The sequence below is a fragment of the Actinomadura verrucosospora genome (genome assembly GCF_039540335.1).
Classification (GTDB): Bacteria; Actinomycetota; Actinomycetes; order Streptosporangiales; family Streptosporangiaceae; genus Spirillospora; species Spirillospora verrucosospora.
Genome location: NZ_BAABEV010000001.1, coordinates 50,392 through 76,863, shown reverse-complemented (window position 1 = coordinate 76,863; position 26,472 = coordinate 50,392). Strand labels below are relative to the sequence as shown.

At 72.7% G+C, this 26,472-nt stretch carries 26 protein-coding genes; 16 read left to right on the top strand and 10 right to left on the bottom strand.

Translation table 11 applies throughout. The annotated features are described in order from the left end of the window. The first annotated feature begins 31 nt into the window (after positions 1-31). Entirely contained in the window at positions 32-1,471 is a 1,440-nt protein-coding gene (locus ABD944_RS00385) for a DUF7059 domain-containing protein (protein WP_345171081.1), read from the top strand. A 23-nt stretch (positions 1,472-1,494) separates the two neighbouring features. On the opposite strand, the gene ABD944_RS00380 is transcribed toward ABD944_RS00385, so the two are convergent. Further along, entirely contained in the window at positions 1,495-2,565 is a 1,071-nt protein-coding gene (locus ABD944_RS00380; RefSeq protein WP_345171080.1) for a quinone-dependent dihydroorotate dehydrogenase, read from the bottom strand. Positions 2,566-2,811: 246 nt separating this feature from the next. Between ABD944_RS00380 and ABD944_RS00375 the strand changes: the two genes are divergently transcribed. Further along, the gene (locus tag ABD944_RS00375; RefSeq protein WP_345171078.1) at positions 2,812-3,006 is read left to right on the top strand and encodes a DUF6243 family protein; all 195 of its coding nucleotides are present in this window, start codon (positions 2,812-2,814) and stop codon (positions 3,004-3,006) included. 40 nt (positions 3,007-3,046) lie between these two features. Here ABD944_RS00375 and ABD944_RS00370 read toward each other — a convergent pair whose 3' ends face one another. Continuing rightward, entirely contained in the window at positions 3,047-4,225 is a 1,179-nt protein-coding gene (locus ABD944_RS00370; protein WP_345171075.1) for a hypothetical protein, read from the bottom strand. A gap of 199 nt (positions 4,226-4,424) precedes the next feature. On the opposite strand from ABD944_RS00370, the gene ABD944_RS00365 reads away from it, so the two are divergent. The 7 genes from ABD944_RS00365 (at position 4,425) to ABD944_RS00335 (ending at position 12,146) form a co-directional block, all read left to right on the top strand. Then, positions 4,425-5,408, top strand: coding sequence for a hypothetical protein (locus ABD944_RS00365; RefSeq protein ID WP_345171073.1), 984 nt, complete (start codon positions 4,425-4,427; stop codon positions 5,406-5,408). 272 nt (positions 5,409-5,680) lie between these two features. Beyond that, positions 5,681-7,060: an extracellular solute-binding protein gene (locus ABD944_RS00360; protein WP_345171071.1), complete on the top strand. Its 1,380-nt coding sequence runs from the start codon at positions 5,681-5,683 to the stop codon at positions 7,058-7,060. Between the two features lie 61 nt (positions 7,061-7,121). Then, entirely contained in the window at positions 7,122-8,072 is a 951-nt protein-coding gene (locus tag ABD944_RS00355; protein WP_345171069.1) for a carbohydrate ABC transporter permease, read from the top strand. Beyond that, a complete protein-coding gene (locus ABD944_RS00350) occupies positions 8,072-8,902 on the top strand; it encodes a carbohydrate ABC transporter permease (RefSeq protein WP_345171067.1) in 831 nt (276 codons plus the stop codon). Before ABD944_RS00355 ends, ABD944_RS00350 begins: the two co-directional genes overlap by 1 nt. A 9-nt stretch (positions 8,903-8,911) precedes the next feature. Next, a complete protein-coding gene (locus ABD944_RS00345; protein ID WP_345171065.1) occupies positions 8,912-10,201 on the top strand; it encodes an ABC transporter ATP-binding protein in 1,290 nt (429 codons plus the stop codon). A 3-nt stretch (positions 10,202-10,204) separates the two neighbouring features. After that, the gene (locus tag ABD944_RS00340; RefSeq protein WP_345171063.1) at positions 10,205-11,437 is read left to right on the top strand and encodes a DUF4032 domain-containing protein; all 1,233 of its coding nucleotides are present in this window, start codon (positions 10,205-10,207) and stop codon (positions 11,435-11,437) included. A gap of 22 nt (positions 11,438-11,459) precedes the next feature. Continuing rightward, on the top strand, positions 11,460-12,146 hold the full coding sequence (locus ABD944_RS00335; protein WP_345171061.1) for a class I SAM-dependent methyltransferase: 687 nt from the start codon (positions 11,460-11,462) through the stop codon (positions 12,144-12,146). A gap of 65 nt (positions 12,147-12,211) precedes the next feature. Here ABD944_RS00335 and ABD944_RS00330 read toward each other — a convergent pair whose 3' ends face one another. Next, positions 12,212-12,406, bottom strand: a complete 195-nt coding sequence (locus ABD944_RS00330) for a hypothetical protein (protein ID WP_345171059.1) — start codon at positions 12,404-12,406, stop codon at positions 12,212-12,214. A 191-nt stretch (positions 12,407-12,597) separates the two neighbouring features. Between ABD944_RS00330 and ABD944_RS00325 the strand changes: the two genes are divergently transcribed. Further along, positions 12,598-12,753: a hypothetical protein gene (locus ABD944_RS00325; RefSeq protein ID WP_378188148.1), complete on the top strand. Its 156-nt coding sequence runs from the start codon at positions 12,598-12,600 to the stop codon at positions 12,751-12,753. 88 nt (positions 12,754-12,841) lie between these two features. Here the strand turns inward: ABD944_RS00325 and ABD944_RS00320 are convergent, their stop codons facing one another. Continuing rightward, positions 12,842-13,411 carry a GNAT family N-acetyltransferase gene (locus ABD944_RS00320; RefSeq protein WP_345171057.1) on the bottom strand — a complete coding sequence of 190 codons (570 nt, stop codon included), beginning with the start codon at positions 13,409-13,411 and terminating at the stop codon, positions 12,842-12,844. A 168-nt stretch (positions 13,412-13,579) separates the two neighbouring features. Between ABD944_RS00320 and ABD944_RS00315 the strand changes: the two genes are divergently transcribed. Both ABD944_RS00315 and ABD944_RS00310 read left to right on the top strand, forming a co-directional pair. After that, the gene (locus ABD944_RS00315; protein WP_345171055.1) at positions 13,580-14,188 is read left to right on the top strand and encodes a sigma-70 family RNA polymerase sigma factor; all 609 of its coding nucleotides are present in this window, start codon (positions 13,580-13,582) and stop codon (positions 14,186-14,188) included. Further along, on the top strand, positions 14,185-14,943 hold the full coding sequence (locus ABD944_RS00310) for a hypothetical protein (protein WP_345171053.1): 759 nt from the start codon (positions 14,185-14,187) through the stop codon (positions 14,941-14,943). The genes ABD944_RS00315 and ABD944_RS00310 overlap by 4 nt, the downstream gene beginning before the upstream one ends. Here the strand turns inward: ABD944_RS00310 and ABD944_RS00305 are convergent. Continuing rightward, positions 14,916-15,455 carry a nuclear transport factor 2 family protein gene (locus ABD944_RS00305; RefSeq protein WP_345171051.1) on the bottom strand — a complete coding sequence of 180 codons (540 nt, stop codon included), beginning with the start codon at positions 15,453-15,455 and terminating at the stop codon, positions 14,916-14,918. The genes ABD944_RS00310 and ABD944_RS00305 overlap by 28 nt on opposite strands. Positions 15,456-15,578: 123 nt before the next feature. On the opposite strand from ABD944_RS00305, the gene ABD944_RS00300 reads away from it, so the two are divergent. After that, entirely contained in the window at positions 15,579-16,544 is a 966-nt protein-coding gene (locus ABD944_RS00300; RefSeq protein ID WP_345171049.1) for an alpha/beta fold hydrolase, read from the top strand. A 51-nt stretch (positions 16,545-16,595) separates the two neighbouring features. Here ABD944_RS00300 and fahA read toward each other — a convergent pair whose 3' ends face one another. From fahA to ABD944_RS00280, 4 genes are all read right to left on the bottom strand, one after another. Further along, positions 16,596-17,762 carry a fumarylacetoacetase gene (gene fahA, locus ABD944_RS00295; protein ID WP_345171047.1) on the bottom strand — a complete coding sequence of 389 codons (1,167 nt, stop codon included), beginning with the start codon at positions 17,760-17,762 and terminating at the stop codon, positions 16,596-16,598. Further along, on the bottom strand, positions 17,759-18,610 hold the full coding sequence (locus ABD944_RS00290; RefSeq protein WP_345171045.1) for a hypothetical protein: 852 nt from the start codon (positions 18,608-18,610) through the stop codon (positions 17,759-17,761). Before ABD944_RS00290 ends, fahA begins: the two co-directional genes overlap by 4 nt. Next, the gene (locus ABD944_RS00285; protein WP_345171043.1) at positions 18,607-19,812 is read right to left on the bottom strand and encodes a homogentisate 1,2-dioxygenase; all 1,206 of its coding nucleotides are present in this window, start codon (positions 19,810-19,812) and stop codon (positions 18,607-18,609) included. Before ABD944_RS00285 ends, ABD944_RS00290 begins: the two co-directional genes overlap by 4 nt. Before the next feature lie 106 nt (positions 19,813-19,918). Beyond that, the gene (locus tag ABD944_RS00280; RefSeq protein WP_345171041.1) at positions 19,919-20,473 is read right to left on the bottom strand and encodes a MarR family winged helix-turn-helix transcriptional regulator; all 555 of its coding nucleotides are present in this window, start codon (positions 20,471-20,473) and stop codon (positions 19,919-19,921) included. Between the two features lie 151 nt (positions 20,474-20,624). On the opposite strand from ABD944_RS00280, the gene ABD944_RS00275 reads away from it, so the two are divergent. Continuing rightward, the gene (locus ABD944_RS00275) at positions 20,625-22,358 is read left to right on the top strand and encodes a pyruvate dehydrogenase (RefSeq protein ID WP_345171039.1); all 1,734 of its coding nucleotides are present in this window, start codon (positions 20,625-20,627) and stop codon (positions 22,356-22,358) included. 12 nt (positions 22,359-22,370) lie between these two features. On the opposite strand, the gene ABD944_RS00270 is transcribed toward ABD944_RS00275, so the two are convergent. Then, on the bottom strand, positions 22,371-22,955 hold the full coding sequence (locus ABD944_RS00270; protein WP_345171037.1) for a TetR/AcrR family transcriptional regulator: 585 nt from the start codon (positions 22,953-22,955) through the stop codon (positions 22,371-22,373). Between the two features lie 131 nt (positions 22,956-23,086). Here ABD944_RS00270 and ABD944_RS00265 point away from each other — a divergent pair, with 131 nt between their 5' ends. Then, a complete protein-coding gene (locus ABD944_RS00265; RefSeq protein ID WP_486303763.1) occupies positions 23,087-24,688 on the top strand; it encodes an MDR family MFS transporter in 1,602 nt (533 codons plus the stop codon). Positions 24,689-24,783: 95 nt separating this feature from the next. Further along, complete coding sequence (locus ABD944_RS00260; protein ID WP_345171034.1) at positions 24,784-26,412, top strand: AMP-binding protein; 1,629 nt, start codon at positions 24,784-24,786, stop codon at positions 26,410-26,412. The last annotated feature ends 60 nt before the right edge of the window (positions 26,413-26,472 follow it).

Below are 26,472 nucleotides of genomic sequence, written 5' to 3'. Positions count from 1 at the left end.
GCGCCGGGCCCGCAGCGGGCAGGATGAGCGGATGCCTGATCTTCGTCGTGTGCGCGAACTGCTGCTCGGAGCCGGTTACACCGTCGCGGGGGTGCGCGAGTCGCTCGGCCCGGTCGCGGGCGGGGCGCTGGCGCGGGACGAGATCGTGCCCGCGCTGCGGGCGACGGCCGGCGGTTCGCCGGTCGAGGTGCTGACCCGGCTGTTCTGGCTCCAGGTGCCCGTCCCCGAAACCGCGGTCGCCGCGGACGAGCTGGCGGCGGCGGGGCTCGCCGAGGTGTCCGGCGGGCAGGTGCGGGCGCTGCTGCGCGTCGAGCCGCTGGAGGCGGTGGACGGCGACGGGCACGCCGGTTACGCCGTCTCCGATCTGAAGGTGCGCCCCGGGGACGGGCGCGTCCCGGCGGACGATCACGTGGTGGGAACCGGAGGCGCGTCGGGCAGCCTCGCCGGGTTGGTCGTCCACAGGCCTGTGGACAACGTGCTCGATCTGGGCACGGGCTGCGGCGTGCAGGCGGTGCACGTGGCGGGCCGGTCGCCGGCCGCGCGCATCACCGCGACGGACGTGAACCCGCGGGCGCTGGAGCTGGCCGCGATGAGCTTCGCGCTGTCCGGTGTGGAGGGCGCCGAACTGCTGCGGGGGTCGTTGCTGGAGCCGGTCGAGGGCCGCCGGTTCGACCTGATCGTGTCGAATCCGCCGTTCGTCGTCGCGCCGCCCGGCGACCGGCGGTTCACCTACCGCGAGTCGGGGATGGCGGGCGACGACTTCTGCCGCCGGCTCGTCGGGAGCGCCTCCCGGTACCTGAACGACGGCGGGTATTGCCAGCTCCTGGCCAACTGGCTGCATGTCGACGGGGTTCCTTGGGAGGAGCGTGTCGGCGCGTGGGTGGACGGCTGCGACGCGTGGATCGTCCAGCGCGACGTTCAGGATCCGGCGGAGTACGCCGAGTTGTGGCTGCGCGATTCCTGCGAGGCGGGCACGCCCGAATACCGCGCCCGGTATGAGGCGTGGCTCGACGAGTTCGAGCGCCGGAACGTCACCGGGATCGGGTTCGGCTGGATCGCGTTGCGGCGCAGCGAGCGCCCGGCCGTCCGGATCGAGGAGCTGCGGCACGCCGTCGATCAGCCCGTCGGCGCGTACGCGCACGACGTGCTGGACGGCCTCGTGAAGGCCGAAGAGTTTTCCACAGCCTGTGGACGGCCGCTCGCCGCGGTGCCGGGTCTCGTCCAGGAGCAGATAGGCCCGCCGGGCGCCGAGGACCCGGAACGGATCATCCTGCGGCAGGCGGACCGGCTCCGCCGCGCCGCCGGCGTCGGGACGGTCGAGGCCGCCCTCGCGGGGGTCTGCGACGGCGCCCTGCCGCTCGATCCGCTCCTGGACGCCATCGCCCAGCTCACCGGCATGGACCCCGGCGAGGTCCGCGCGCACGCCGACGCCGTCCTGCCGGAGCTGATCGCCGACGGCTTCTTCGCCTGACCCGGAGGCGCCGCCTCCGGGGGTCAGCCGCGGGCTTCGTCCAGGGTGCGGAAGGCGCTGCCGCGCAGGCGGCGCGACAGGTCGCGGTTGACGCGGTGCGCCCAGAGCGGGCCGCCGTAGATCATGCCGGTGTAGCCCTGGACGAGGGTCGCGCCCGCCCGGACGCGTTCCCACACGTCGTCGGCCGTCTCGACGCCGCCGACGGAGACCAGCGCGAGCCGCCCGCCCGTGCGGGACCGCAGCCGGCGCAGGACCTCCAGGGACCGCTCCCGCAGCGGCGCGCCCGACAGCCCGCCGGTCTCCTTGGCCAGCGCGGGCGGGCTGAGCAGGGCGTCGCGGGCGATGGTGGTGTTGGTCGCGATGATGCCGTCGAGACCGAGTTCGAGGGCGAGGTCGGCGACGGCGTCGACGTCGTCATCCGCCAAATCCGGCGCGATCTTCACCAGCAGCGGGACGCGGCGGTCGCACGAGCGGTCGGCGGCCTCGCGCACGGCCGTCAGCAGCGGGCGCAGGTGCTCGACGGCCTGGAGGTTCCGCAGGCCGGGCGTGTTGGGGGAGCTGACGTTGACGACGAGGTAGTCGGCGTGCGGGGCGAGCCGTTCGGTGCTCGCCACGTAGTCGGCGGCGGCCGACGCCTCCGGGACGGCTTTGGTCTTGCCGATGTTGGCGCCCACGACGGTCCCCGGCGCCCGATGGGCGAGCCGCCGCGCGGCGGCCTCGGAGCCCGCGTTGTTGAAGCCCATCCGGTTGACGACCGCCCGGTCCTGGACGAGCCGGAACAGCCGCGGGCGCGGGTTGCCGGGCTGCGGGCGCCCGGTCACGGTCCCGATCTCGACATGGCCGAACCCGAACGCGCCGAGCGCCGCGTAGGCGACGGCGTCCTTGTCGAACCCGGCGGCGAGGCCCAGCGGGCTCGGGAAGTCCAGCCCGAACGCGCGGACTGCCAGCGCCGGGTCGCGTGGCACGAACAGCCGCCGCAGCAGCGGCACGGCGCCGGGCACCACCTGGATCGCGTGCAGAGCGCGCAGGGTCAGATGGTGGGCGCGCTCCGCCGGTATGCGGGCGATGACCAGTGAGAAGAAGAGTCGATACATCACTGGCCAGTATCCCAGCAGCCCCAAAGGAAAATCGTTTGAGGGCCGCCGAACCGGCTCCCTACCCTGACCCCATGCTTCTCCATGCCGAGGCCACCGCCTGGTGGCCCACGCCGCAGCGCGTCTACCGCGACCGTCCCGCCGCCAGGTCCGGCCGGGACGCCATCGACGTCTGAGCTGCACGCTCCCGCGCGGCCGGACCTGGGTGCCGAAGAACCACGCACACCCAGCCGAACGGGAGAACCCATGTCCAAGAGCCGAGGTCGCAACGGCATGCTCGGCGTAGGCGGCCAGCGCAGGAACCTGTCGCGGAGCGAACTGCGCGGGGGTAAGGCGCGGGCGGCCGACACCGACGCCGCCAAGGCGGCCGAGAAGAAGAAGGACCTGCTCCGCAAGATGCGCGAACGCAACGAGCGGCGCACCACCGCCAACGACGAGTGACACGCGAACCGCGCCGGTCCCTGCTCGGGACCGGCGCGGTTCACCTTCCGCGGAAGGTACGGCGGAGGGTGAGGCGGACGTCGCGGGCTGCTTCTCGCATCGTGCGGCGTGCGGCGCGGAGGGGGTCGCTTACGGTGACGCGCCAGGTCGAGCGGATGCCGTGGCCCAGCGGGCGCAGCACGCTTGCGCGGACCCAGCGGGCCGGGGCGACGACCAGTACCCGCACGGGGACGACGACCAGCGTCCGCCAGAGCCAGCGGAGGATTCGCGCGGCGAGACGCCACGTTCCCACCGCTCCGGCGACGATCGGGGCCAGGAAGTACCGCCACACCGCCCTCGCGGGCGCGACGATCAGGACGCGTCCCAGCCAGGCCAGGCAGCGTCCGATCAGCCGCCACGACCAGGCCACCGCCGCCGCGAAGGCGCGCCAGCCGGAGGCGAGCACGCCGCCGAGCGCGGCCAGCAGGGTCAGGGCGCCGCGGCCGAGCCAGGAGAGACCGGCCCACAGGGCGCGGGCCAGCCAGGCGAGGCCGAGCAGCGGCGGGCGCAGGACGTAGCGCCACAGCAGCACGGCGGGCAGGACGACGAGCACGCCGATCAGCAGGCCGATGCCCTGGAACAGCAGCCTGAGGCCCTGCCCGAGGACGCCGAACAGCCGGGCGAGCCCGCGGCCGAGGGCGCGGAGCGGACGCAGCAGCAGGAACGCGAGCAGTCCCGCGAGGCCGCGTCCGAGCAGGGCCAGGAACCGGCCGATCGGCGCGATGAGGACGCGGTGGACCCATCGGGCCAGCCGCCCGGTCCCGCGTCCGAACCACCGCAGGAAGCCGAGGACCACGACGACGGCGAGCCAGCGCAGCGGCCGGACGAGGAGGAGGTCGAGCAGCGCGGCGATGCCCCGTCCGACGGCGGCCAGCAGGCGTCCGACCGGGGCGAGCAGCCACCGGTACAGGGCGCGCCAGGCGCCGCGCAGCATCCGGCCGAGGAACCGGCCGAACCGGCCCGGCACCCGCATGAGAGCGTTCCAGGCCGCCCGGACGCCGCGGGCCAGCAGGACGACCAGGTCCCAGCCGAGCCGCAGCGGGACCACGACGATCAGCGCCACGACGCGGGCCGGCACGACGAGCCACGCGGGGCCCGCGCCGCGTTCGGGTTCCGGCGCCGGGGGACGTTTCTTCGTCAGGTCGACGGGGCCGCCCGCCGCGTCGTTTCCCGTGGTCACCGCTGCCTTCCTCGTCCGCCGCCGCACACCTGCGGCACAGGGATGTGACTCGGCGCGCGGACGACCGGTTCCAGGTGGTTGAACCCGATCCGAGGGGTTCACCGTATTCCTCCTCGATCCCGGAGCGGCGGCTCCACCTCGATCGACGTGCGGGACCTGGAACCGGAGCCGGGGCCCGGGACGACCTGGAGGACACGACATGAAATTCCCACGTTGGGCGATCCCCGCTGCGGCCGCCCTCACGGCGTCGGGACTGGTGCTGAGCGGGTGCGGCCAGGAGAAGGCCGGGGGGAAGCAGAACGCCGCGGGCTCCCGGGCGCAGGCGGAGCCGTCGGCCGAGCCGTCCGAGCCGCCCGCCCCCGAGCCCACGGTGCTGGAGGTGGCCAGCGTCACCAAGCTCGGCAGGGTCGTCACCGACGGCACGGGCATGACGCTCTACCGCTTCGACAACGACACCTCCCGGCCGCCCGCGTCGACCTGCGCGGCCGCGTGCGCCAAGGCGTGGCCGCCGGTGTGGGCGGGCCAGGGGAACACCGAGGTCAAGGGCGTCCAGCAGTCGCTGGTCGGCAAGGTGAAGCGGCCGGACGGCAAGTGGCAGGTCACGCTCGGCGGGTGGCCGCTCTACCGGTTCGCCAAGGACCGCAGCCCCGGCGACACGAAGGGCCAGGGCGTGGGCGGCACCTGGTACGCGGCGGCCCCGACCGGCAAGAAGGCGGCCCCGCTCAAGCAGGCGAACGGCAACCGCTGGAAGGGCTGGACGGTCGTCAAGGCCAGGCGGGACCCGAAGCTCGGCCTGATCCTGACCGACGGCAAGGGCATGACGCTCTACCGCTACGACAAGGACAGGAACAAGCCGCCGACGACCAACTGCTTCGGCTCGTGCAAGAAGGCGTGGCCGCCGGCCGTCTTCAACGGCTGGAAGCACCTCAAGCTCGAAGGCGTCTCGAAGAAGGTCGTCGACTTCATCGAGCGCAAGGACGACGGCAAGTGCCAGCTCACCATCGACGGCTGGCCCATGTACTACTACGAGCAGGACAAGCGGCCCGGCGACACCAAGGGCCAGGGCGTGGGCGGGGTCTGGTGGGCCACGACGCCGACCGGCAAGAAGGCCGTCGGCACGGGCTCCGGCACCGGTGACGGGGGCGGCACAGGCGGAGGCTACGGGTCGGGGGGCGGCTACTAGGGCCGTCCGCCACGCGCTACCCGCCCATCAGGCGAAGGCGCGGAGGGCGGCGCGGATCGGTCGGGGTCCGCGCCCCCTTCGCGCCTTCTCGGTTCGCGGACGTGTAGCGCGTTCCGCCCGGGGCATTCCCATATCCGGACCAAGGGCCTTTGCCTTCCGATGACTCTCCGGATCTCGACAGTCACGCGATCCGATGGTCGAATGGAGGGCCAATCCCGCCAGGTGCGGCCCGGCGAAGCGCCCGCAGTCCGGTGGGAGCACCGGGAGGCCCTATGGGCGAGCGAGTCGACCGAGCGGAGAGCGACCGGGCGGGACACGCCCGGCCCTGGGAGGGGACGGCCGGCCGGCGCGGTCCCGCGGAGCGGGCGCGATCGGCCTGGCTCAGGGGCGCGGTGGCGGCGGCACTGCTGGCCGGGGGGCTGACGGCCTGCGGGGACGGCGGCGGGGCGCCGAAGCTCACCTGGTACGTCAACCCTGACAACGGCGGCCAGGCGGCCATCGCGAAGTCCTGCACGCAGGCCGCGGGCGGCCGGTACCGGATCGGGACGTCCCTGCTGCCGAGCGACGCGACGCAGCAGCGCGAGCAGCTGATCAGGCGGCTGGCCGCCAAGGACTCCGGGCTCGACCTCATGAGCCTGGACCCGGTCTTCGTGGCGGAGGCCGCCAACGCCGGGTTCCTGCGCCCCTTCACCAGGAGCGAGGCCGCGCCGCTGACCGACGGGGTGTTCGCCCCCGCGGTGCAGAGCTCGATGTGGGAGGGCAAGCTCTACGCGGCGCCCTTCTGGGCCAACACGCAGCTGCTCTGGTACCGCAAGTCGGTGGCGAAGAAGGCGGGCATCGACCCGAACGCGGCCGACTTCACCTGGGACAAGCTCATCGACGCGGCCGGCCGCACGAACACCACGATCGGCGTCCAGGGCAACCGGTACGAGGGCTACATGGTGTGGATCAACGCCCTGATCGCCTCGGCGGGGGGACGCGTCATCAGCGAGGCCGAGAAGGGCGACGACGCGAGCATCGACATCGACTCGCCGGCCGGCCGGCAGGCGGCGTCGATCATCCGGAGGCTCGCCCGGTCCGCCGCGGCGAGCCCGACGCTGTCCACCGACATCGAGGAGCAGTCCCGGGCGACGATCAACGGCGCGCGCGGCGGCTTCCTGCTCAACTGGGGCTACGTCTGGCGGGCCGAGAAGGGCGACGCCGACGCGGGCGCCATCGGCAAGAACATCGTGGGCGACCTCGGCTGGGCCCGCTACCCGCGGGTCGACCCGCGGCAGCCGAGCAGACCGCCGTTCGGGGGCATCGAGATCGGCGTGGGCGCCTACGGCAAGCACCAGAACCTGGCGGTGGACGCGGTCCGGTGCATCACCTCTCCGGCCAACATGAAGCGCTACATGCTCGACGAGGGCAACGTCGCGGCCCGCCCGGCGATCTACGACGATCCCGACATCCTCAAGGAGTTCCCGATGGCCCCGCTGATGCGGGACTCCATCGCCGCCGCCGCGGTCCGTCCGGCCACCCCCTACTACGCCGACCTGTCCGGCGCCGTCCAGAACCGCTGGCATCCGCCCGCCTCGGTGAACCCCGCGACGACGCCGCGCCGGTCCGCGGAGTTCGTCCGGGCGGTCCTGAGCGACCAGGCCCTGCTGTGAGGCAGGGCCGCCGCGAGGCCGGCGCCGCCGTGAGGGAAGCCTCGGAGAGAAAGGTGTCCGGATGACGTCCGCAGAAACGGCGCCGAAGCTCGGCCGCGCCGACGGCGCCCCCGCCCCCGCCCGCGCGGAGATCTCCGACCGCGGCCGCGCGGAGCGCAGGCTGGGGCTGCTGCTCTCGCTGCCCGCCGTGGTGGTGATGCTGCTGGTCACCGCGTATCCGCTGGTCAACGCCGTCTACCAGTCGCTGTTCAGCTACCGGATCACCGCACCCGAGGACCGGCGCTTCGTCGGGCTCGGCAACTACGCGACCGCGCTGTCGGACGCCCTGTTCTGGCAGACGGTGCTCACCACCCTGATCATCACCGTGGCCACGGTGGGGGTGGAGCTGGTCATCGGGTTCGCGCTCGCGATGGTGATGCACCGGGCCGTCTTCGGGCGGCGGACGGTGCGGACCGCGATCCTGCTGCCCTACGGGATCGTGACGGTCATCTCCGCGTTCGCCTGGAAGTACGCCTTCGACGTCCAGTCGGGGTTCGTCAACTCCTGGTTCGGGCTCGGCGACTTCGCCTGGTTCTCCGACCGCTGGGCGGCGCTGTTCGTGATCATCCTGTCGGAGATCTGGAAGACGACCCCGTTCGTGTCGCTGCTGCTGCTCGCCGGGCTGGCGCAGGTGCCGGCCGACCTCGGCGAGGCCGCGACGGTGGACGGCGCGACGGCGTGGCAGCGCCTCAGGCGGGTGACGATCCCGAACATGAAGGCCGCGATCCTCGTCGCGGTGCTGTTCCGGACGCTGGACGCGTGGCGGATCTTCGACAACGTGTTCATCATGACGTCCGGCCAGGAGAAGACCCAGGTGCTGTCGTTCCTGACCTACCAGCAGATCATCACCCGGACCGAGCTCGGCCTCGGCAACGCGGTCGGGGTGCTGCTGTTCCTGTCGGTGGTGCTGATCGCGGCCGTGTTCATCAAGGGGTTCCGCGTGGACCTGTCCCAGGTGCGAGGTGATCGCTGATGGAGTCGGCGCGTTCGAAGTCGCTGTGGATCGTCGCCTCGCTGCTGATCCTGGTGTGGACGGCGTTCCCGATCGTGTGGATCGTGATGCTGTCGTTCAAGCAGCCCAGCGAGATCGGCAACGTCCAGGGGTTCTTCCCCAAGACCTGGACGTGGGCCAACTACGAGACGGTCTTCAAGACCGACCTGTTCACCTCGGCGCTGATCAACTCGATCGGCATCTCGCTGATCGCCACGTTCGTCGGGGTGGTGTTCGCGACGCTGGTCGCCTACGCCATCGCGCGGCTGGAGTTCCCCGGCAAGCGGCTGATCCTGTCGTTCGCGCTCGCCATCGCGATGTTCCCCGTGGTGTCGCTGGTCGGGCCGCTGTTCGACCTGTGGCGCAACATCGGCCTGTACGACACCTGGCCGGGCCTGATCATCCCCTACATCTCGTTCGCGCTGCCGCTCGCCATCTGGACGCTGTCGGCGTTCTTCCGCGAGATCCCGTGGGAGATGGAGCAGGCCGCGCAGGTGGACGGGGCCACCTCCTGGCAGGCGTTCCGCAAGGTGATCGTCCCGCTGGCGGCGCCCGGCGTGTTCACCGCCGCGATCCTGACCTTCTTCTTCTGCTGGAACGACTTCGTCTTCGGGATCTCGCTGACCTCCACCGACCGGGCCAGGCCCGTCCCGGCGGCGCTGGCGTTCTTCACCGGGGAGTCCTACTTCGAGCAGCCCACCACCGCCATCTGCGCCGCCGCCGTCGTCGTCACGGTCCCGGTCGTGATCATCGTCCTGGCGTTCCAGCGCCGCATCGTGGCCGGGCTGACGTCCGGCGCCGTCAAAGGCTGAGAGGAAACCATGGCCGCCATCACCATGAAGAACATCGTCAAGCGGTACGGCGACGGTTTCCCGGCCGTGAACGACGTCTCCCTGGACGTGCGGGACGGCGAGTTCATGATCCTGGTCGGGCCGTCCGGCTGCGGCAAGTCCACGCTGCTGCGGATGATCGTCGGGCTGGAGGACATCACGTCCGGCGAGATGGTCATCGGCGACCGGGTCGTCAACAAGGTCGCCCCGCGGGAGCGGAACCTGTCGATGGTGTTCCAGAACTACGCGCTCTACCCGCATCTCAGCGTGTACGAGAACATCGCCTTCCCGCTCCGCCTCGCGAAGGTCGCCGACGACGAGGTGCGGCGGCGCGTGTCGGAGACCGCCGAGCTGCTGGAGCTGACCGAGCACCTGGACCGCAAGCCCGCGAACCTGTCCGGCGGGCAGCGGCAGCGGGTCGCGATGGGCCGCGCGATCGTCCGGCAGGCGGACGCGTTCCTGTTCGACGAGCCGCTGTCGAACCTGGACGCCAAGCTGCGCGGGCAGATGCGCACCGAGATCTCCCGGCTCCAGCGGCGCCTCGGCGTCACCACCGTGTACGTCACCCACGACCAGACCGAGGCGATGACGCTCGGCGACCGGGTCGCGGTGCTGCGCAGGGGCGTCCTGCAGCAGGTCGGGAGCCCGCGCGAGCTGTACGAGGAGCCGGTGAACCTGTTCGTCGCCGGGTTCATCGGGTCGCCGTCGATGAACTTCCTGCCCGCGTCCGTGGACCGCGCGGCGGACGGCGTGTTCCTGGAGACGCCGCTCGGGCGGTTCGAGCTGCGCGACGCGCGCAAGGCGGCCGCGGTCGGCGACCGGTCGGTCGTGCTCGTCGGGATCCGCCCCGAGCACTTCGAGGACGCCTCGCTCGTCGGCGAGGAGAAGCAGGCGCGCGGCAGCCTCGTGCGGGTCCGGGTGGACGTGACCGAGTGGCTGGGCAACGAGCTGTACGCCTACGTCCCGTACGAGGCGCCCGAGGATCTCGCCGCCCAGCTGCGGGACCTGTCGCGGGAGCTCGACGGCGACCAGCTGCGGACCCAGGCGGTCGTGGCGCTGGACGCGGCCAGCATGATCGCGCCGGGGCGCGGGGCGGAGCTGTGGATCGACACGACGCGGGTGCACCTGTTCGACCCGGCCACCGGCGAGAACCTGACCCGCGACGAGGAGCGCGTCGCGCAGCTCGACCGGCTCGCCGAGGAGTCGCGCGCCGCCCACCGGGAGGCGCAGCGCGAGCCGGCCGCCGGGACCGCGGGCGGGACGTCCGCGGCGCGGCCCTGAGCCGTGCACTTCGTCTTCACCCCGCCCGGTGAGTCGTCGGCCGGCCTGCTGGACCTGCCGTGGTCCGAGCCGCTCGACGCCTGGGACGACGAGCGGCTCGTGGAGATCCGGCAGCGGGGCCTGTCGCGGCACACGGTCAGGTTCGTGTCCGAGGGCGGGGGCGTCTACGCGGTGAAGGAGCTGGACGCGCGGCTGGCGCGCCGCGAGTACCGGCTCCTGCGGCGGCTCCGCGAGCTCGGCCTGCCCGCCGTCGAGGTCGTCGGGGTGGTCGTGGACCGCCCGGAGCTGGACGCCGTCCTCGTCACCCGGTTCCTCGACCACTCCTCGTCCTACCGCGCGCTCTTCGCCAACGCGCGCTACGGCCACCCCACGGACCGGCTGCTGGACGCGCTGGTGGAGCTGCTCGTCCGGCTGCACCTGGCGGGCTTCATGTGGGGCGACTGCTCGCTGTCCAACGTCCTGTTCCGCATGGACGCCGGAGCGTTCGCCGCCTACCTGGTGGACGCGGAGACCGCCGAGCTGCACCCCTCCCTCACCGAGGGGCAGCGCGGCTACGACCTCTCCCTCGCCCGCGAGCGGATCGCCGGGGAGCTGTTCGACCTGGCGGCCGCGGGCACGCTCCCCCGCGAGGTCGACCCGATCGACGTCGCCGACGACACCGTCCGCCGCTACCGGGGGCTGTGGGACGAGCTGACCCGCGAGGAGATCCTGCGTCCAGACGAGCAGCGCTACCGCATCGCCGAGCGCCTGCGCCGCATCAACTCCCTCGGCTTCGACGTGGACGAGGTGGAGCTGGTGGACGCGGGACCGTCCGGGGCCCGCCTGCGCGTCCGCACCCGCGTGGCCGAACCCGGCCATCACCGCCGCATCCTCATGGCCCGCACCGGGCTGGACGCGCAGGAGAACCAGGCCCGCCGCCTCCTCAACGACATCGCCGCCTACCGCGGCCACCTGGAGCGGGTGCGCGGCGGCCCGGTCCCCGAGGTGGTCGCGTCGAACCGGTGGCTGGCGGAGGTGTACGAGCCGGTCGTCACCGCGGTCCCGCCCGGTCTGCGCGACCGGCTGGACGACGTCGAACTGTTCCACGAGGTGCTCGAACACCGCTGGTTCCTGTCCGAGAAGGCGGGACGCGACGTCGGAACGTCGGCCGCGGCGCGCGACTACCTCACCTCCGTCCTGCCGGAGGTCCCCGAGGACCTGACAGAGACCGGTCGTCCTCCTGACACTTCCGGTTGATCTTTCTGGCACGATCGGGGGCATGTACGAGCGCTTCGCCCACGAGTACGCCGCCCATGCCGAGGACAGCTCCTACAACGCCCTCTACGACCGTCCCGCCGTGCTCGGCCTCGCGCGGGACGTGGCCGGCCTGACCGTCTTCGACGCCGCGTGCGGTCCCGGCCTCTACGCGCGGGAACTTCTCGACCGCGGCGCCCGCGTGGCCGGCTGCGACGTCAGCCCCACTTTCGTCGACATGGCCGTGAAACGCACCGGAGGCCGCGCCGACCTGCGCGTCCACGACCTGTCCACGCCCGTGGCCTGGATGCCGGACGCCTCCGTCGACCTGGTGGTGCTGGCGCTGGCGCTGCACTACTTCGACGACCGCGTCGCGCTGCTGGAGGAGTTCCGCCGCATGCTGGCCCCGGGCGGCGCCGTCGTCCTCTCGACGGAGCATCCGATGGCGGGATGGCTGCGCCTGGGCGGCTCCTACTTCCTCGAAGAGCCGGTGGAGGAGTCGCTGAGCCCCGAACGGGACTGGCCGATCCGGGCGTGGCGGCGCCCCCTGACGGCGATCTGCGCCGAGTTCCGCGCCGCCGGGTTCCTCATCGAGGAGCTCGTGGAGCCGCGGCCCGTCCCCGAGATGGCCGACCGCTACCCGGAGGACCACGCGAAGCTGGAGCACTCTCCCGCCTTCGTCGCCTTCCGCCTGGTCCCGTCGCGCTCCTGAACTCCCGCTGAGCTCCCCGCACAGCGCCCGGCCGGATCTCCCGGCCGGGCGTGGGGTTTCCCGGGCTATGCGGGCGTCTCGGTGATCTCCCAGCGCCCCACCTCGCGGTAGTCCGAGTCGTAGACGGCGGACCCGTCTCCCGGCCTCAACTCGTAGTGCCGGACGTTCCCGCCCCAGTACCGCAGGATCCGCCCCAGTTCGGCGACGGCGTCCTTCGCGACGGCGCCCTCACTCATGTCCACTTCAAGAACGAACTTCACGCGTCCGCCTCCCATCGATCCACGCCTTCAAGGGTGTCATTGAAACTCCCGGTGAGGCTTTGGTCGCCAATGAGCTGCCTGACGGAGGTCAACCCTCAACAGCACTGCGGACCCCGCCGGATCGCGGGCCGAGGCCGAGGCGACGATGACCGTGATGATCGAATCTCTGCTGGCGGGGGGCTGACGATGGCGTGCCGGTCGTCGCGCTCCCGAACCCGGCGGCCGACCAGCCCGCCCTGGCCCGGCGCGCGGCCGAGCTGGGCGCCGGGCTGGCGCTGGAAGGTGAGAGCGCCGGCCCGGAGGAGATCGCGGCGGCCGTCCGCACGGTGATCGAGGACCCGTCCTAACGGGAGGCCGCGACCGCGCTGGCCGGACGGCTGCGCGCCGCGCCGGGCCCGGCGTACGCGGCGGCCCGGCTCGAACGGTACGCGGGCGTCAGCTGAGCTTTTTCACCAGCAGCTCGAACTCCAGGTCGTCGCGCTTGGGCAGGCCGAAGCGCTCGTCGCCGTAGGGGAACGGGCTCGTCTCGCCGGTCCGGGTGTAGCCGCGCCTGACGTACCAGGCGATCAGGTCCTCGCGCTGGCTGATCACCGTCATGCGCATCTCGGCCGCGCCCCACTGCTCGCGCGCCCGCCGCTCGGCCTCGGCCAGGACCCGGCGGCCGAGCCCGCCGCCCTGCTGGGACGGGCTGACGGCGAACATGCCGAAGTAGGCGTGCCCGCCGCGGTCCTCCAGCTGGCAGCACGCCGTGAGCGCGCCGTCCGTCTCGGCCACCAGCATCACCGCGCGCGGGTCGTGCACCACGGCGGCCACGGCCTCCGGGTCCGTGCGCTGGCCGTCCAGAAGGTCGGCCTCGGTGGTCCAGCCGTCGCGGCTGGAGTCTCCGCGGTAGGCGCTCTCGACGAGCGCGACGAGGGCCGGGACGTCGTCCGCCTCGGCCGTCCGGAAGATCGGTTCCACGCTGTTCACCAGGTCCACGCTGTTCACCAGGTCCGTGCTGCTCACCAGGTCGGGGCGGCCCGCGGGCTCGCGTCGTTCGTCGGGTGCGACTCTAGCCGGGCCGTGGTCCCGATCCGCACAGGGACGGCGGGTGTAACACGACGAGGCCCTCCCACCAAGAAGACCAAACAGCACATGGCGGGAGGCTCTTGGATGGGAGATGAGAAGTCGGCCGTGGACACGGATCCGGCGGACGTCACCGCGATCGGCCGTGATCCAGCGGCGCTGGAGGTCTTCTACCGGCGGCATGTCGCGGACGTGACCCGCTTCGTGGCCCGCCGGATCTCCGATCCTCACACGGTCGACGATCTGACCACCGAGGTGTTCCTGGCGGCGATCGACGCCGCCGGGCGCTACCAGGCCGGCCGGGGAAGCCCGCGGCCGTGGTTGCTGGGCATCGCCCGGAACGTGGTGGCCGCCGAGTGGCGGCGCCACGCCGGTGAACGCGACAAGGCGCGGCGGGCCGGGGGTCATCGCCATCTGGACGGTGACGACATCGTCCGGCTGGAAGAGCAGATCGACGCCCAGCGAGCGGCGCGCGGCCTGCACGCGAAGCTCTCCGTGCTGCCCGAGCGGCTGCGCAGCGTCATCGAGCTCGTCGATCTGGACGGCCTGAGCCTGGCCGAGGCGGCCGCGGCGCTGGGCATCCGCGACGGTACCGCCCGGGTTCGACTGCACCGGGCCCGTAGGCGGCTGAAGGCCGCCTTCTCCGCGGACGACGCGGCATCCGCTCGGTCGACCGCCACTCCACCGTCCCCCTTGGCGAAGGGAGCCTCCTCATGAGCAGCATCTCCGGCGACGACACTCCGCTCGCGGGCTACCAGGAACGGCGGCTGGCCGAGCTGACCGCGGCGGTCGCCGCCAGAACGGAGCGGGACGCTCGCGCGTCGGCGCCCGGGCCGCAGCGCCGGCCGCGGGCGGTGCGCGGGCGACGGGCGTGGGGACTCGCGGCGGCGTGCGCGGCGTGCGCGGTCGCCGGCGTTCTTCCGGCCTGGACAGGCGGCGCCCAGCCCGCCTACGCGGTGACCCGGGATCCGTCCGGCCTGGTCACCGTCGAGGTCACCGAGAAGACCCTGGACTCGCGCGACGCTGACGCGCTCTCGCGGGAGCTGCGCTCGCTGGGCGTGCCGGCGGTCGTGTACTCCATCCCTGAGGGCCAGGTGTGCCCGCAGCCCCATGCCAGGCAGGTCGACCTCCCGCCGAACGTGTACGACATGCCGGACGGGCTCTACACCGTGCCGAGCGATCTCCCGCGGCCGGGCGGCGGCTGGAAGATGACGATCAACCCGGGCCACTTCGAGCGCGGCCAGTTCATGATCTGGACGCTGACCACCTCCGGTGTCTACGACCAGGACGGCCGGCGCACCGGATCCGGGACCTCGGTCGGCACCTACCTGGTCAGCGGGCGAGCCGTTCCGTGCCGCAACCGGCCGGCCCCCGAGGTCCCGGCACCGCGGCCACCGGCCGGAGAGAAGGACGGCAGGACGGTCCTCATCACCGACACCGGTGGCTACGTCTCCTTCGCGGGCTCGAACTGACCGTCGAGGTCGACGCGGCAGCCGGGGCCCAGCGGACGGGTGATCGTCCAGTGGCGGCGGAAGCGGCACCTGGCCATCTTCCAGCGGCCGTCCTCGACCACGTACTCGTCGTCGTACTCGCCGGTGCTCACCGACTCGGTGCCGTCCTCCAGGTTCACCTGGCGGAACTTGAGCGTCCAGCGTCCCGACGCGCGCGTCCCGTCGTGGACGGTGATGTCCGGGTGCGTCGCGTGGTGCATGTCGAGGACGGCGCTCCGGCCGTCGACCTTCCGGAGCGCGATCGCCTCGAAGACCCTGACCATGCCCTCCGCGTCGTCGAACGCGCCCAGCCGGCCGTAGTCGATCGAGGCGCCCGAGGCGATGAAGCAGGCGCGGAACCCGTCGGGGTCCTTGGCGTCGCAGGCCCGCAGGTAGCGGTGCTTGAGCGCCTTGATCTCCTCGATGGCCTCCAGCCGGGCGACGCGCGCGGCGAGGTCGGGACTCGGGGGCTGCGTCCTCGGGAGTCGTGACATGGTGGCCCGACCCTCGCCGACGGGACGGCCGCCCGTCCAACCGCCGTCCCGGTGACCGGGAGGGCGGAGCGCCGCGCCGCGCGCGAGGCTTCAGGATCGTCCCTGGCGGAGGGAGGGCCCGGGATGAGCTTCCGCGAGCGCCACCACATGCTGGACGCGGGTGACGTCACCCTTCACGCGGTCGAGCAGGGCGACGGTCTCCCGGTGGTGATGTGCCATGGTTTCCCGGGCCTCTGGTTCAGCTGGCGGCGGCAGCTCCCGGCTCTGGCCGCGGCGGGATACCGGGCCATCGCCCTCGACATGCGCGGATACGGGCGCAGCGGCCGCCCGCCTTCGCCGCGGGCCTACGACCGGCGGCACACCGTCGCCGACATGGTCGGTGTCCTGGACGCCCTGGGCATCGACGAGGCCGTCTTCGCGGGCCACGACTTCGGGGCCGCTCTCGTCTGGGACCTTCCCCAATGGGCCCCCGGACGGGTCAAGGCGCTGATGCAGTTGAGCGTGCCGCGCATGCCCGTCTCGAAGCGTCCTCCCACCGAGCTGTACGCGCGCATGGCCGAACAGCACTTCGTGCACGTGCACTACTTCCAGGAGGAGGGGCCTGCGGACGAGGAGTTGGGGGCCGAACCAGACCGCTTCCTGGCGAACGTCTTCTGGGCGCTCAGCGGCGGTTACCGGTACCTCGACATCTGGCAGCACCCGAGCGAAGGCAACGGATACCTCGATGTGCTCCCCGAAGCCCCGCCCCTTCCATGGCCGTGGCTGTCGCAGGACGAGTTCGCCTTCTACGCCGACGAGTTCCGCCGGACGGGCTTCACCGGTGGCCTCAACTGGTACCGGGCCTACGACCACGTGTGGAACGAGAAGCAGAGCCGTCCGGACGAGCCTGTCACCGTTCCCACGCTGTTCCTCGTGGGCGAGCGCGACCCCGTCCTCCAGATGATGGGGTCCGACGCACTGAAGCAGATGGAGACTCAGGTACCGGGCCTGCGCGGCGTCCACGTCATCGAGGGCGCCGGCCACTTCGTCCAGATGGAGGCGCCCGACCAGGTCAACGCCGCCATGCTCGCCTTCCTCGCCGCCCTCTGAGACCGCGGGTCCGGCGGGCGCCACCCCCCGAGGGCGGCGCCCGCCGGAAACTCAGCGGGCGGGAAGGATCCGGCCGGTGACCTCTCCGAAGCCGATGCGGGCGCCGGAGGGGCCGGGGGCGGAGGCGGTGATCGAGACCTCGTCGCCGTCCTCCAGGAAGGTGCGCGGCTCGCCGTTCACCGTCACGGGCTCCTTGCCGCCCCACGTGAGCTCGATGAAGGCGCCGCGCTGGTCCTTGTCCGGGCCGGAGACCGTCCCTGAGGCGAACAGGTCGCCGGTGCGGGACGAGGCGCCGTTCACCGTCATGTGCGCGAGCATCTGGGCGGGCGACCAGTACATCTCCCGGTAGGGCGGACGGGAGACGACCTGCCCGTTCCAGGAGACGGCGAGGTCGAGGTCCAGGCCCCACGGGTTCTTCTCGCGCAGGTAGGGCAGCGGCTCGGGGTCCTGCGGCGGCGTGGCGACGCGGGCGGCCTCCAGGGCGAGGAGCGGGACGACCCAGTGGGACACCGACGTCGCGAAGCTCTTCCCCAGGAACGGGCCGAGCGGGACGTACTCCCACGCCTGGATGTCGCGGGCCGACCAGTCGTTGACGAGGACGACGCCGAACACCCGCTCGTCGAAGTCGTCGGCGCCCACCGGGTCGCCCAGCGCCGAGCCGGTGCCGACCACGAAGCCGACCTCGGCCTCGATGTCGAGGCGGCGGCTCTCCCCGAACGTGGGCGCCGCCTCGCCCTTGCGCTGCCCGCTCGGGCGCACGATCGGCGTCCCGGACGGGACGACCGTCCCGGCGCGGCCGTGGTACCCGACCGGCAGGTGCTTCCAGTTCGGCATGAGCGGCTCGGAGTCCGGGCGGAACAGCCGGCCGAGGTTGGACGCGTGGTGCTCGGAGGCGTAGAAGTCCACGTAGTCGGCGACCTCGAACGGCATGTGCGGGGTCACCGCGCCGAGGGGGTGGACGGCCTCGTCCGGGACGTCCTCGGAGACCAGGTCGAGGACCTGCTCGCGGACCTCGACCCAGCGCGCGTGGCCCTGGGCCATGAACGGGTTCAGCGTCGGCGCGGCGAAGACGTCGTCGCCGAGGCCGGCGGCGAGGTCCACGACGGAGTCGGCCACGCGGACGCCCACGCGGGGCGCGGCGCCCGGGGGCGAGAACACGCCGTAGGGGAGGTTGGCGAGCCCGAAGAGGGAGTCTCCGGGAATCGCGATGCGGGTCATCGGGAGGTCTCCAGGAGGGCGGACCCGAGCAGTCCGAGGTCCGCGAGTTCGGTCAGGGGGTCGGTGATGCTGCACGTCCCGAAGGACAGGAAGCGGGCGCGGGCCGCGGCCGTGCGCGCCTCGCCGAGCCCCGCCACGCGGGCGGCGACCGCCGGCGCGTCGCGGTCGGCCAGGACGGCGGCGAGCTCCGCGTGCGGGCGGCCGCGCAGGGCGGCGTCGGTCGCGAGCAGCAGGTTCAGGAATCCGTGCTGGTGGAACCCGGTCTCGGGATCGGTGTTCCGGACGGGATGGTGCAGCCCCGCCGTCGCCTTGAACGGAACGCCCGCCTCCACGACCGACGTGACGGCGGCGGCGAGCTCGTCCGTGCCCGGGTACAGGTGCGCCTTCACCCCGCCGGTGCGGAACTTCGCGCGGTCGCCGCGCGCGGCGACCGCCTCGATGAACGCGGGGCGCCGCTCGTCGCGGGGGATCTCGACGTACACGGGGACGCCGGGGCGGCCGAGCACGCGGAAGAACTCCTCCGGCCCCATGCCGGTCGGGACGGCGACCTCCAGCCCGCGCAGGTCGACGGGCAGGCCGGCGGCGACGCCCACCGCCTTGGCGGCCTCGCACGGGCCGTTCGGCGCGGTGACCGACACGTCGAGCGGCTCGCCGTCGAGCAGCGGGTGCAGGGCGTCGAGCGCGGAGGCGGGCAGGACCAGCGGGCCGACGAGGTCGGCGTAGGCGGCGGCGCGGTGGTCGCGGTGCGCCGGGACGGCGTCGGCGAGCGGCGCGAGCCCCGGCGGGAAGACGGCGGCGTCGTCGCACAGGGCCGCCGCGAACGGGGGAACCGCGAACGGGGTGGTCATCGCCGCCCCGCCCAGGTCCAGGCGTACGCCTCGTCCTCGCAGGCCAGGCCGCCCTCGCCCAGTTCGAGGGGCCGGAAGGTGTCGACCATGACCGCCAGCTCGTCGAAGAACTCGACGCCGATGCTGCGCTCGTACGCGCCGGGCTGCGGGCCGTGCGCGAGGCCGCCCGGGTGCACCGAGACCGAGCCCTGCCCGATGCCGGAGCCCTTGCGGGCCTCGTAGTCGCCGCCGCAGTAGAACATGATCTCGTCGGAGTCCACGTTCGAGTGGTAGTAGGGCACCGGGATCGACAGCGGGTGGTAGTCCACCTTGCGCGGCACGAAGTTGCACACGACGAAGCCCGGGCCCTCGAACACCTGGTGGACGGGCGGCGGCTGGTGGACGCGGCCGGTGATCGGCTCGAAGTCGTGCACGCTGAACGTGAACGGGTACAGGCAGCCGTCCCAGCCGACGACGTCGAACGGGTGGCGCGCGTAGGTCAGCCGGGTGCCGGAGATGCCGCGCGACGTGCGGTGCTTGACGAGGACCTCGACGTCGGCGCCGTCGGCCTGGAGGGGCTCGCCGGGGCCGTGCAGGTCGCGCTCGCAGTACGGGGCGTGCTCCAGGAACTGGCCGTAGCGCGACAGGTAGCGCTTCGGCGGCGCGACGTGGCCGGAGGCCTCGATCGCGTACGCGCGCAGCGGCTGGTCGCCGGTCGGCAGCCACCGGTGCGTGGTCGAGGTCGGGATGACGACGTAGTCGCCCGGCTTCGCCTCCACCGCCCCGAAGATCGTCTCGACCGTCGCGGTGCCGGACTCGATGTAGACGATCTCGTCGCCGGTCGCGTTGCGGTACAGCGGCGAGTCCGCGGCGGACACGACGTAGGAGATCCGGACGTCGCCGTTGCCGAGGACGATCCGGCGGCCGGTGACGACGTCGGTCTCGGACCACGTCTCCTTGGGGAACAGCTCGTGCAGCTTCAGATGGCGGGGCCGCAGCGGATGGTTGGGCGTCGTGGTCTGGTCGGGGACGTCCCAGACCCGCGAGTCGACGATCGCGGACGGGATCTCCCGGTGGTACAGCAGTGACGAGTCGGAGGAGAAGCCCTCCTCGCCCATCAGCTCCTCGAAGTAGAGCCGCTCCTCGCCGCCCCCCTGGCCGCTGTGGCGGTGCTGGGTGTGGCGCTTCGGCGGCACGTGGCCGACCCGGCGGTAGTGGGCCATGCTCCATCGCCTCCGATGATTAACGCATTAACTACTTTCTGCCGACCTTACGGCTGTTCTCCCTCAGAGGGGAAGGCCCTAATCGGCGGCGGCGTCGGCGCCCCGGTCAGCTGCGCTCGCGGGCGTCGAACGAGCCGCGTCCCGCGATGAGCTTGTCCAGCAGCATGACGAGCATCCGCTGCTCGGTCTCGGTGAGCACGTCCGCCCACTGCCGCTCGCGCTCGTTCTGCCCGGCGAAGATCTCCAGCATGGCCTCCTGCCCCCGCTCGGTCAGCGCGAGGATCACCGACCGGCCGTCCCGCTCGCCCCGGGTGCGCGCGAGCATCCCGTCCGCGACGAGCGTCTTGCTCAGGTTGGAGACGGCGGCCCTGCTCATCCCGGCCAGCGTGGCGGCCCGGCCGGGCTCCAGCGGCCCGGCGAGCCAGGTCACGAACAGCAGCCGGAACGCCGACCAGGAGTGGCCGCGCGGCCGGTGCACCGTGGACTCCAGGTCGTAGGTGACGATCGCCGACGCCCGGTTCAGCGTCAGCAGCAGCCGCGTCGCCAGCCGGTGCCGGAACCCGTACTCCTCCGAGAGCCGCCGTCCCGCGAGATCGACGAACGACCAGAAGTCCAGCTCCGCCCGGTCGTCGGTGCTCATGTCCGCGTGGTCGTCCGTCATCCGCTCGCAGTCCCGCCCATCTAGTTCATGGTTTGACCATTTAACCCCGGTGGGGCCGGGGGTGTCAGCCGTAGCCCGGTGTCAGCCGTGAGCCAGGGGGCATTGCATGGCGGGGGAGACGTAGCGGGGGACTCAGCGGGGGAGAGGGCGAATGGCGACCGTCGCCGACCAGTTCATCGAGGTGCTGCGGCAGGCCGGGGTCCGGCGGATCTACGGGGTGGTGGGCGACAGCCTCAACCCGGTCGTCGACGCCGTGCGCCGGACGCGCGGGATCGACTGGGTGCACGTCCGCAACGAGGAGGCGGGCGCGTTCGCGGCGGCGGCCGAGGCGCAGACCACGGGACGGCTCGCCGTGTGCGCGGGGAGCTGCGGCCCGGGCAACACCCATCTCATCCAGGGGCTTTACGACGCGCATCGGTCGGGGGCGCCGGTGCTGGCGCTGGCGTCGCAGATCCCGAGCGTGCAGATCGGCAGCGGCTACTTCCAGGAGACCCACCCCGAGCGGCTGTTCGTCGACTGCAGCCACTTCTGCGAGCCGATCGTCACCCCGGAGCAGATGCCGCGCATCCTGCGGACCGCCATCCAGCACGCGATCGGGCTCGGCGGCGTCTCCGTGCTGACGCTGCCCGGGGACGTCGCGGGCCGTGACACCGCCGAACCGACCGGCGAGCACGACTTCCTCGTCCGCAAGGGCATCGTCCGTCCGCCGGCCGACCAGGTCGAGCAGCTCGCCGGCGCGCTCAACCGGGCGCGGAAGGTGATGCTGTTCTGCGGCGCCGGCGTCCGGGACGCCCACTCCGAGGTGATCGAGCTGGCGCACCGGCTGCTCTCGCCGGTCGGCCACGCGCTGCGCGGCAAGGAGTGGATCCAGTACGACAACCCGTTCGACGTGGGCATGAGCGGCCTGCTCGGCTACGGCGCCTGCTACGAGGCGATGCAGGACGCCGACCTCGTCCTCCTGCTCGGCACCGACTTCCCCTACGACCCGTTCCTGCCGGGCAAGAACACCATCCAGGTGGACGACGACCCGTCCAAGCCGGGCCGCCGGACACCGCTCGATCTCGCGGTCCACGGGGACGTCGGGGAGACGATCCGGCTCGTCCTGGACAAGGTGGAGCAGAAGCACGACCGCTCCTACCTCGACGAGATGCTGCACCGCCACGCGCGGGCGCTGGAGAACGTGGTCTCCGCCTACACCCGCGACATCGACCGGCACATCCCGATCCACCCCGAGTACGTCGCCGGCGTCCTGGACGACCTCGCCGACGACGACGCGATCTTCACCGTGGACACCGGGATGTGCAACGTCTGGGCCGCCCGCTACATCACCCCGAACGGGCGCCGCCGCGTGATGGGCTCGTTCGTCCACGGCTCCATGGCCAACGCGCTCCCGCACGCCGTCGGCGCCCAGTTCGGCGCGCCCGGGCGCCAGGTGATCTCGATCTCCGGCGACGGCGGTCTCGGCATGCTGCTCGGCGAGCTGCTCACCGTGCGGCTGCACCGCGTCCCCGTGAAGATCATCCTGTTCGACAACGCGTCGCTCGGCATGGTGAAGCTGGAGATGATGGTGGACGGCCTGCCGTCCTACGAGACCGACCACGAGCCCGTCGACTACGCGGCGATCGCCGAGGCGGCCGGGATCGAGTCGGCGCGGGTGGAGCGCCCGTCCGACGTGCGCACCGTGATGGAGCGCGCGCTGGCCGCGCCCGGCCCCTACCTGGTGGACGTCGTGACCGACCCGAACGCCCTGTCCATCCCGCCGCGCATCACGCCGCAGCAGGTGAAGGGCTTCGCGCTGTCGGCCGGCAAGACCGTCCTCACCGGCGGCGTCGGCAGGATGCTCGACCTGGCCCGCAGCAACCTGCGCAACATCCCCCGCCCCTGAGGGCCCGGACGGTCAGCGGAACTCGCGGGCCATCTCGGTGAGGGTCTCGGCGGCGACCTCGGAGAGGGGGCGGACGGGCTGCTCCTCGATCCAGGTCACGGACGCGACGCGCAGCGCGGTCATGAAGGCGCCGGCCATGACGCGGGCGCGCAGGCGGGGGAGGCCGTCCCGGGAGGCGATCAGGTCGGCGAGGGCGCGCTCGAACTCGGCGTAGCTGGCGAGCTGCCGCCCGAGGACGGACGGATGCTTGCGGGCGAGGCGCGTCTGCGCCGCCCACTGGGGGTCCAGGTCGCCGGCCTCGGCGTGCAGGGCGTCCAGCGAGGCGCGCAGCGCCGTCCATGACGACTCGCCGGCCGGGCGGGCAGCGAAGGTCGCCAGCACGGCGTTCATCCGCTGCTCGTCGCCGTAGAGGAGGGCGTCCTCCTTGCCGGCGAAGTAGTTGGAGAAGGTGCGGCGGGAGACGCCCGCCGCGTCGGCGATGGCCTCGACGGTGACCTCGTCCAGGCCGTGCTCGACGGCGAGCCGCATCGCGGCCTCGTGAAGGGCGCGGCGCGTCGCCTCCTTCTTGCGTTCGCGCAGCCCGCCGGTGGTCTCCATGGTGGGCCCCAGCCTAGCGGGGAAAAACCTGCCCAGCGCGAAATTTTGCGCAGTGGGAATAAAGTGTCCGGGCCGGGGGTTGATCCCCTCGTTCCCATCCCGGACAGGCCCACTTCACCCGGAGGCGTTCCTTGGCCGAGCAGGTCCCCGCGAGATCGGCGCCGATGTCGCACCGCCAGATCCTCGAAGCGCTCAGCGGCCTGCTGCTGGTGCTGTTCGTGGCGATGCTGAGCAGCACCGTCGTGTCCACCGCGCTGCCGCAGATCATCGGCGCCCTCAAGGGCAGCCAGTCGCAGTACACCTGGGTCGTCACCGCGACCCTGCTCGTGTCGACCGCCAGCACCCCGATCTGGGGCAAGCTGGCCGACCTCTACGACAAGAAGACGCTGCTCCAGGCGGGCGTCGGCATCTTCGTCCTGGCGTCCGTGGCGTCCGGGTTCGCGCAGAGCACCGCGCAGCTCATCGCTTTCCGCGCGGTGCAGGGCCTCGGCGTCGGCGCGCTGCAGATCCTCGTCCAGATCATCATGGCGGCGATGATCAGCCCGCGGGACCGGGGCCGCTACTACGGCTACCTCGGCGGCGTGATGGCCGTCGCCACGGTCGGCGGGCCGCTGCTCGGCGGCCTCATCGTCGACTCCGCGCTCGGCTGGCGCTGGTGCTTCTTCATCGGCGTGCCGTTCGCGGTCGTGGCCTTCGGGCTGCTCCAGAAGACCCTGCGGCTCCCGCACGTCCGCCGGCCCGGCGTCAAGATCGACTACCTGGGCGCCACGCTCATCGCCGCCGGGGTCAGCGTGCTGCTGATCTGGATCACCTTCGTCGGCGAGAACTTCGCCTGGCTGTCGTGGCAGACGGCCGCGATGGCCGGCTCCGGCGTGGTTCTGCTCGCCGCGGCCGTGTGGGTCGAGGCCCGCGCCGCGGAGCCGATCGTCCCGCTGGACATCGTGGCGCGCCGCAACACCGCGCTCGCGATCACGGCCAGCCTGGCCGTCGGCATGGCGATGTTCGGCGGCGCCGTCTTCCTCGGCCAGTACTTCCAGATCGGGCGCGGCTACAGCCCGACCAAGGCGGGCCTGCTCACGTTCCCGATGATGCTCGGCGTGTTCGGCGCGTCCACCGTGGCCGGGCGCTTCGCCTCCAGGACCGGCAAGGTCAAGCCCTACATCGTCTTCGGGACGGTCGTGCTGACCGCCGGGTTCGGCCTGCTCGCCACCATCGACCACCAGACCTCGCTCGTCTTCATCGGCGCCGCGATGTTCCTGGTCGGCGCGGGGGTCGGCATGACGATGCAGAACCTCGTCCTCGTCGTGCAGAACTCGGTGCGCCTCCACGAGATCGGCGCCGCGAGCGGGACCGTCACGTTCTTCCGCTCCCTCGGCGGGACGGTCGGCGTCTCGGTGCTCGGCGCCGTCCTGGCGAACCAGGTCGCGGACCGGATCGCCGACGGGCTGCGCAGGCTCGGCGTGAACCCGGGCTCGGGCGGCGGCGACGCGGGCACCCTCGACATCAGCGCGCTGCACCCGTCCGTCCAGCAGGTCGTCCGGGCCGCCTACGGCGACGCCACCGGCCACATCTTCCTGATCTCCGCGGCGATCGCGATCGTCGGCATCGTCGCGGCGGCGTTCCTCAAGCCGGTGACGCTGCGCGACAGCCTCGACCTCGGGGACTCGCCGGAACCCGCGAAGGGGGACGTCCCCGTCCCCGCCGCGGAGGGCCGCGCGTTGTCAGGCTCCTGACAAAAGCCCGGCCGAAGAGCTGGGCCGAGTCAGAAGAGGACGAGAGCCTCCGTCCGTACGGTCGGTACCCCCAACCCCGTACCCGGAGGCGGCAGATGAGCGGACGATCGGAGGACGGGCGCCGCGCGGCGCTGGCCGGCCGCGCGGCGTCGGTCGGCCGGGCGGGCGGGATGTTCGCCCGCAGCGGCCTGTGGCGTCCCGGACCGCCGCTGCGCGTCGCCCGCCAGCTCGGCGCCCTGCGCCGCTGGGGCACCCTGCTCGGCGGGACGCTCGCCTCCGCCGCCGCCCGCGACCCCGGCGCCGTCGCGATCGTCGACGACGCCGGCGAGCTGACGTACGGCGAGGTCGACGCCCGCACCGACCGGCTCGCCGCCGCCCTGTCCGCGTCCGGCTCCGGCTCCGGCTCCCCGCCCCGCGTGGCCGTCCTGTGCCGCAACCACCGCGGCATGGTCGAGACGCTCGTCGCGTGCAGCAAGCGCGGCTCCGACCTCGTCCTGCTGAACACCGGGATGAGCACCGAGCAGCTCGTGGCCGTCCTGCGGCAGCAGGAGGTCGAGGTGGTGATCGCCGACGCGGAGTTCACCGGCTTCATCGCGGCCGTGCCCAGGACCGTGCGGGTGGTCACCGCGGGCGGGACGGGCTCGGAGCTGGAGAACCTCATCGTCACGACGCCCGCCGCGCCGATCGGCCCCCCGGCCAGGGCCGGCCGGACGATCGTGCTGAGCTCCGGCACGACCGGCCGCCCCAAGGGCGCCGACCGGCACTCGCGCCCGGGGCTGTCGCCGCTGGCGTCGATCCTGTCCCGCATCCCCTACCGGGTCCACGAGCGGATGTTCATCGAGGCGCCGCTGTTCCACACCTGGGGATACGCGATGCTCCAGATCGCGGTCTCGCTGCGCGCCACGATCGTCCTGCGGGCCAGGTTCGACCCCGAGCGGACCCTCCGCACGATCGACCGGACCCGCGCGACCGCGCTGGTCGCCGTCCCGGTCATGCTGCAACGCGTCCTGGACGTGCCGGAGGCCGCGCGCCGCGGTCACGACACGTCCTCGCTGCGGATCGCGGCCGTCAGCGGCTCGGCGCTGCCCGCGACGCTCGCCACCGCCTTCATGGACGAGTTCGGCGACGTCCTCTACAACCTGTACGGGTCGACGGAGGCGTCCTGGGTGACGATCGCCACCCCCGCCGACCTGCGCGCCCGTCCCGACACCGCGGGCACGCCGCCGCCGGGCACGCGGGTCGCGGTCCTGGACGACGAGGGCGCCCCCGTCCCGCCCGGCGCCACGGGCCGCATCTTCGCCGCGAACGAGCTGCTGTTCGCCGGCTACACCGGCGGCGGCACCCGGGAGATGCGCGACGGCCTGATGAGCCTCGGCGACGTCGGCCACCTCGACGAGCACGGCCGGCTCTTCGTGCACGGCCGCGACGACGACATGATCGTCTCGGGCGGGGAGAACGTCTTCCCCGGCGCGATCGAGGAGGTGCTGGAGAAGCTCCCGCAGGTGCGGGAGGTCGCCGTGGTCGGCGTCCCGGACGAGGAGTTCGGCCAGCGCGCCGCCGCATTCGTCGTCCTGCGCGAGGGCGAGGCCCTGGACGCCGACGCCGTCCGCGCCCACGTCCGCGACCACCTGGCCCGCTACGCGGTCCCGCGCGACGTCCACTTCCTGGACGCCCTTCCCCGCAACCCCACCGGCAAGGTCCTCCGGCGAGCCCTCCCCACCTGACCCCGACCGGTCACCCGAGCTGTGTGAGGGATCGCGCTGAGCGGCACGCCAGGCCGGGGC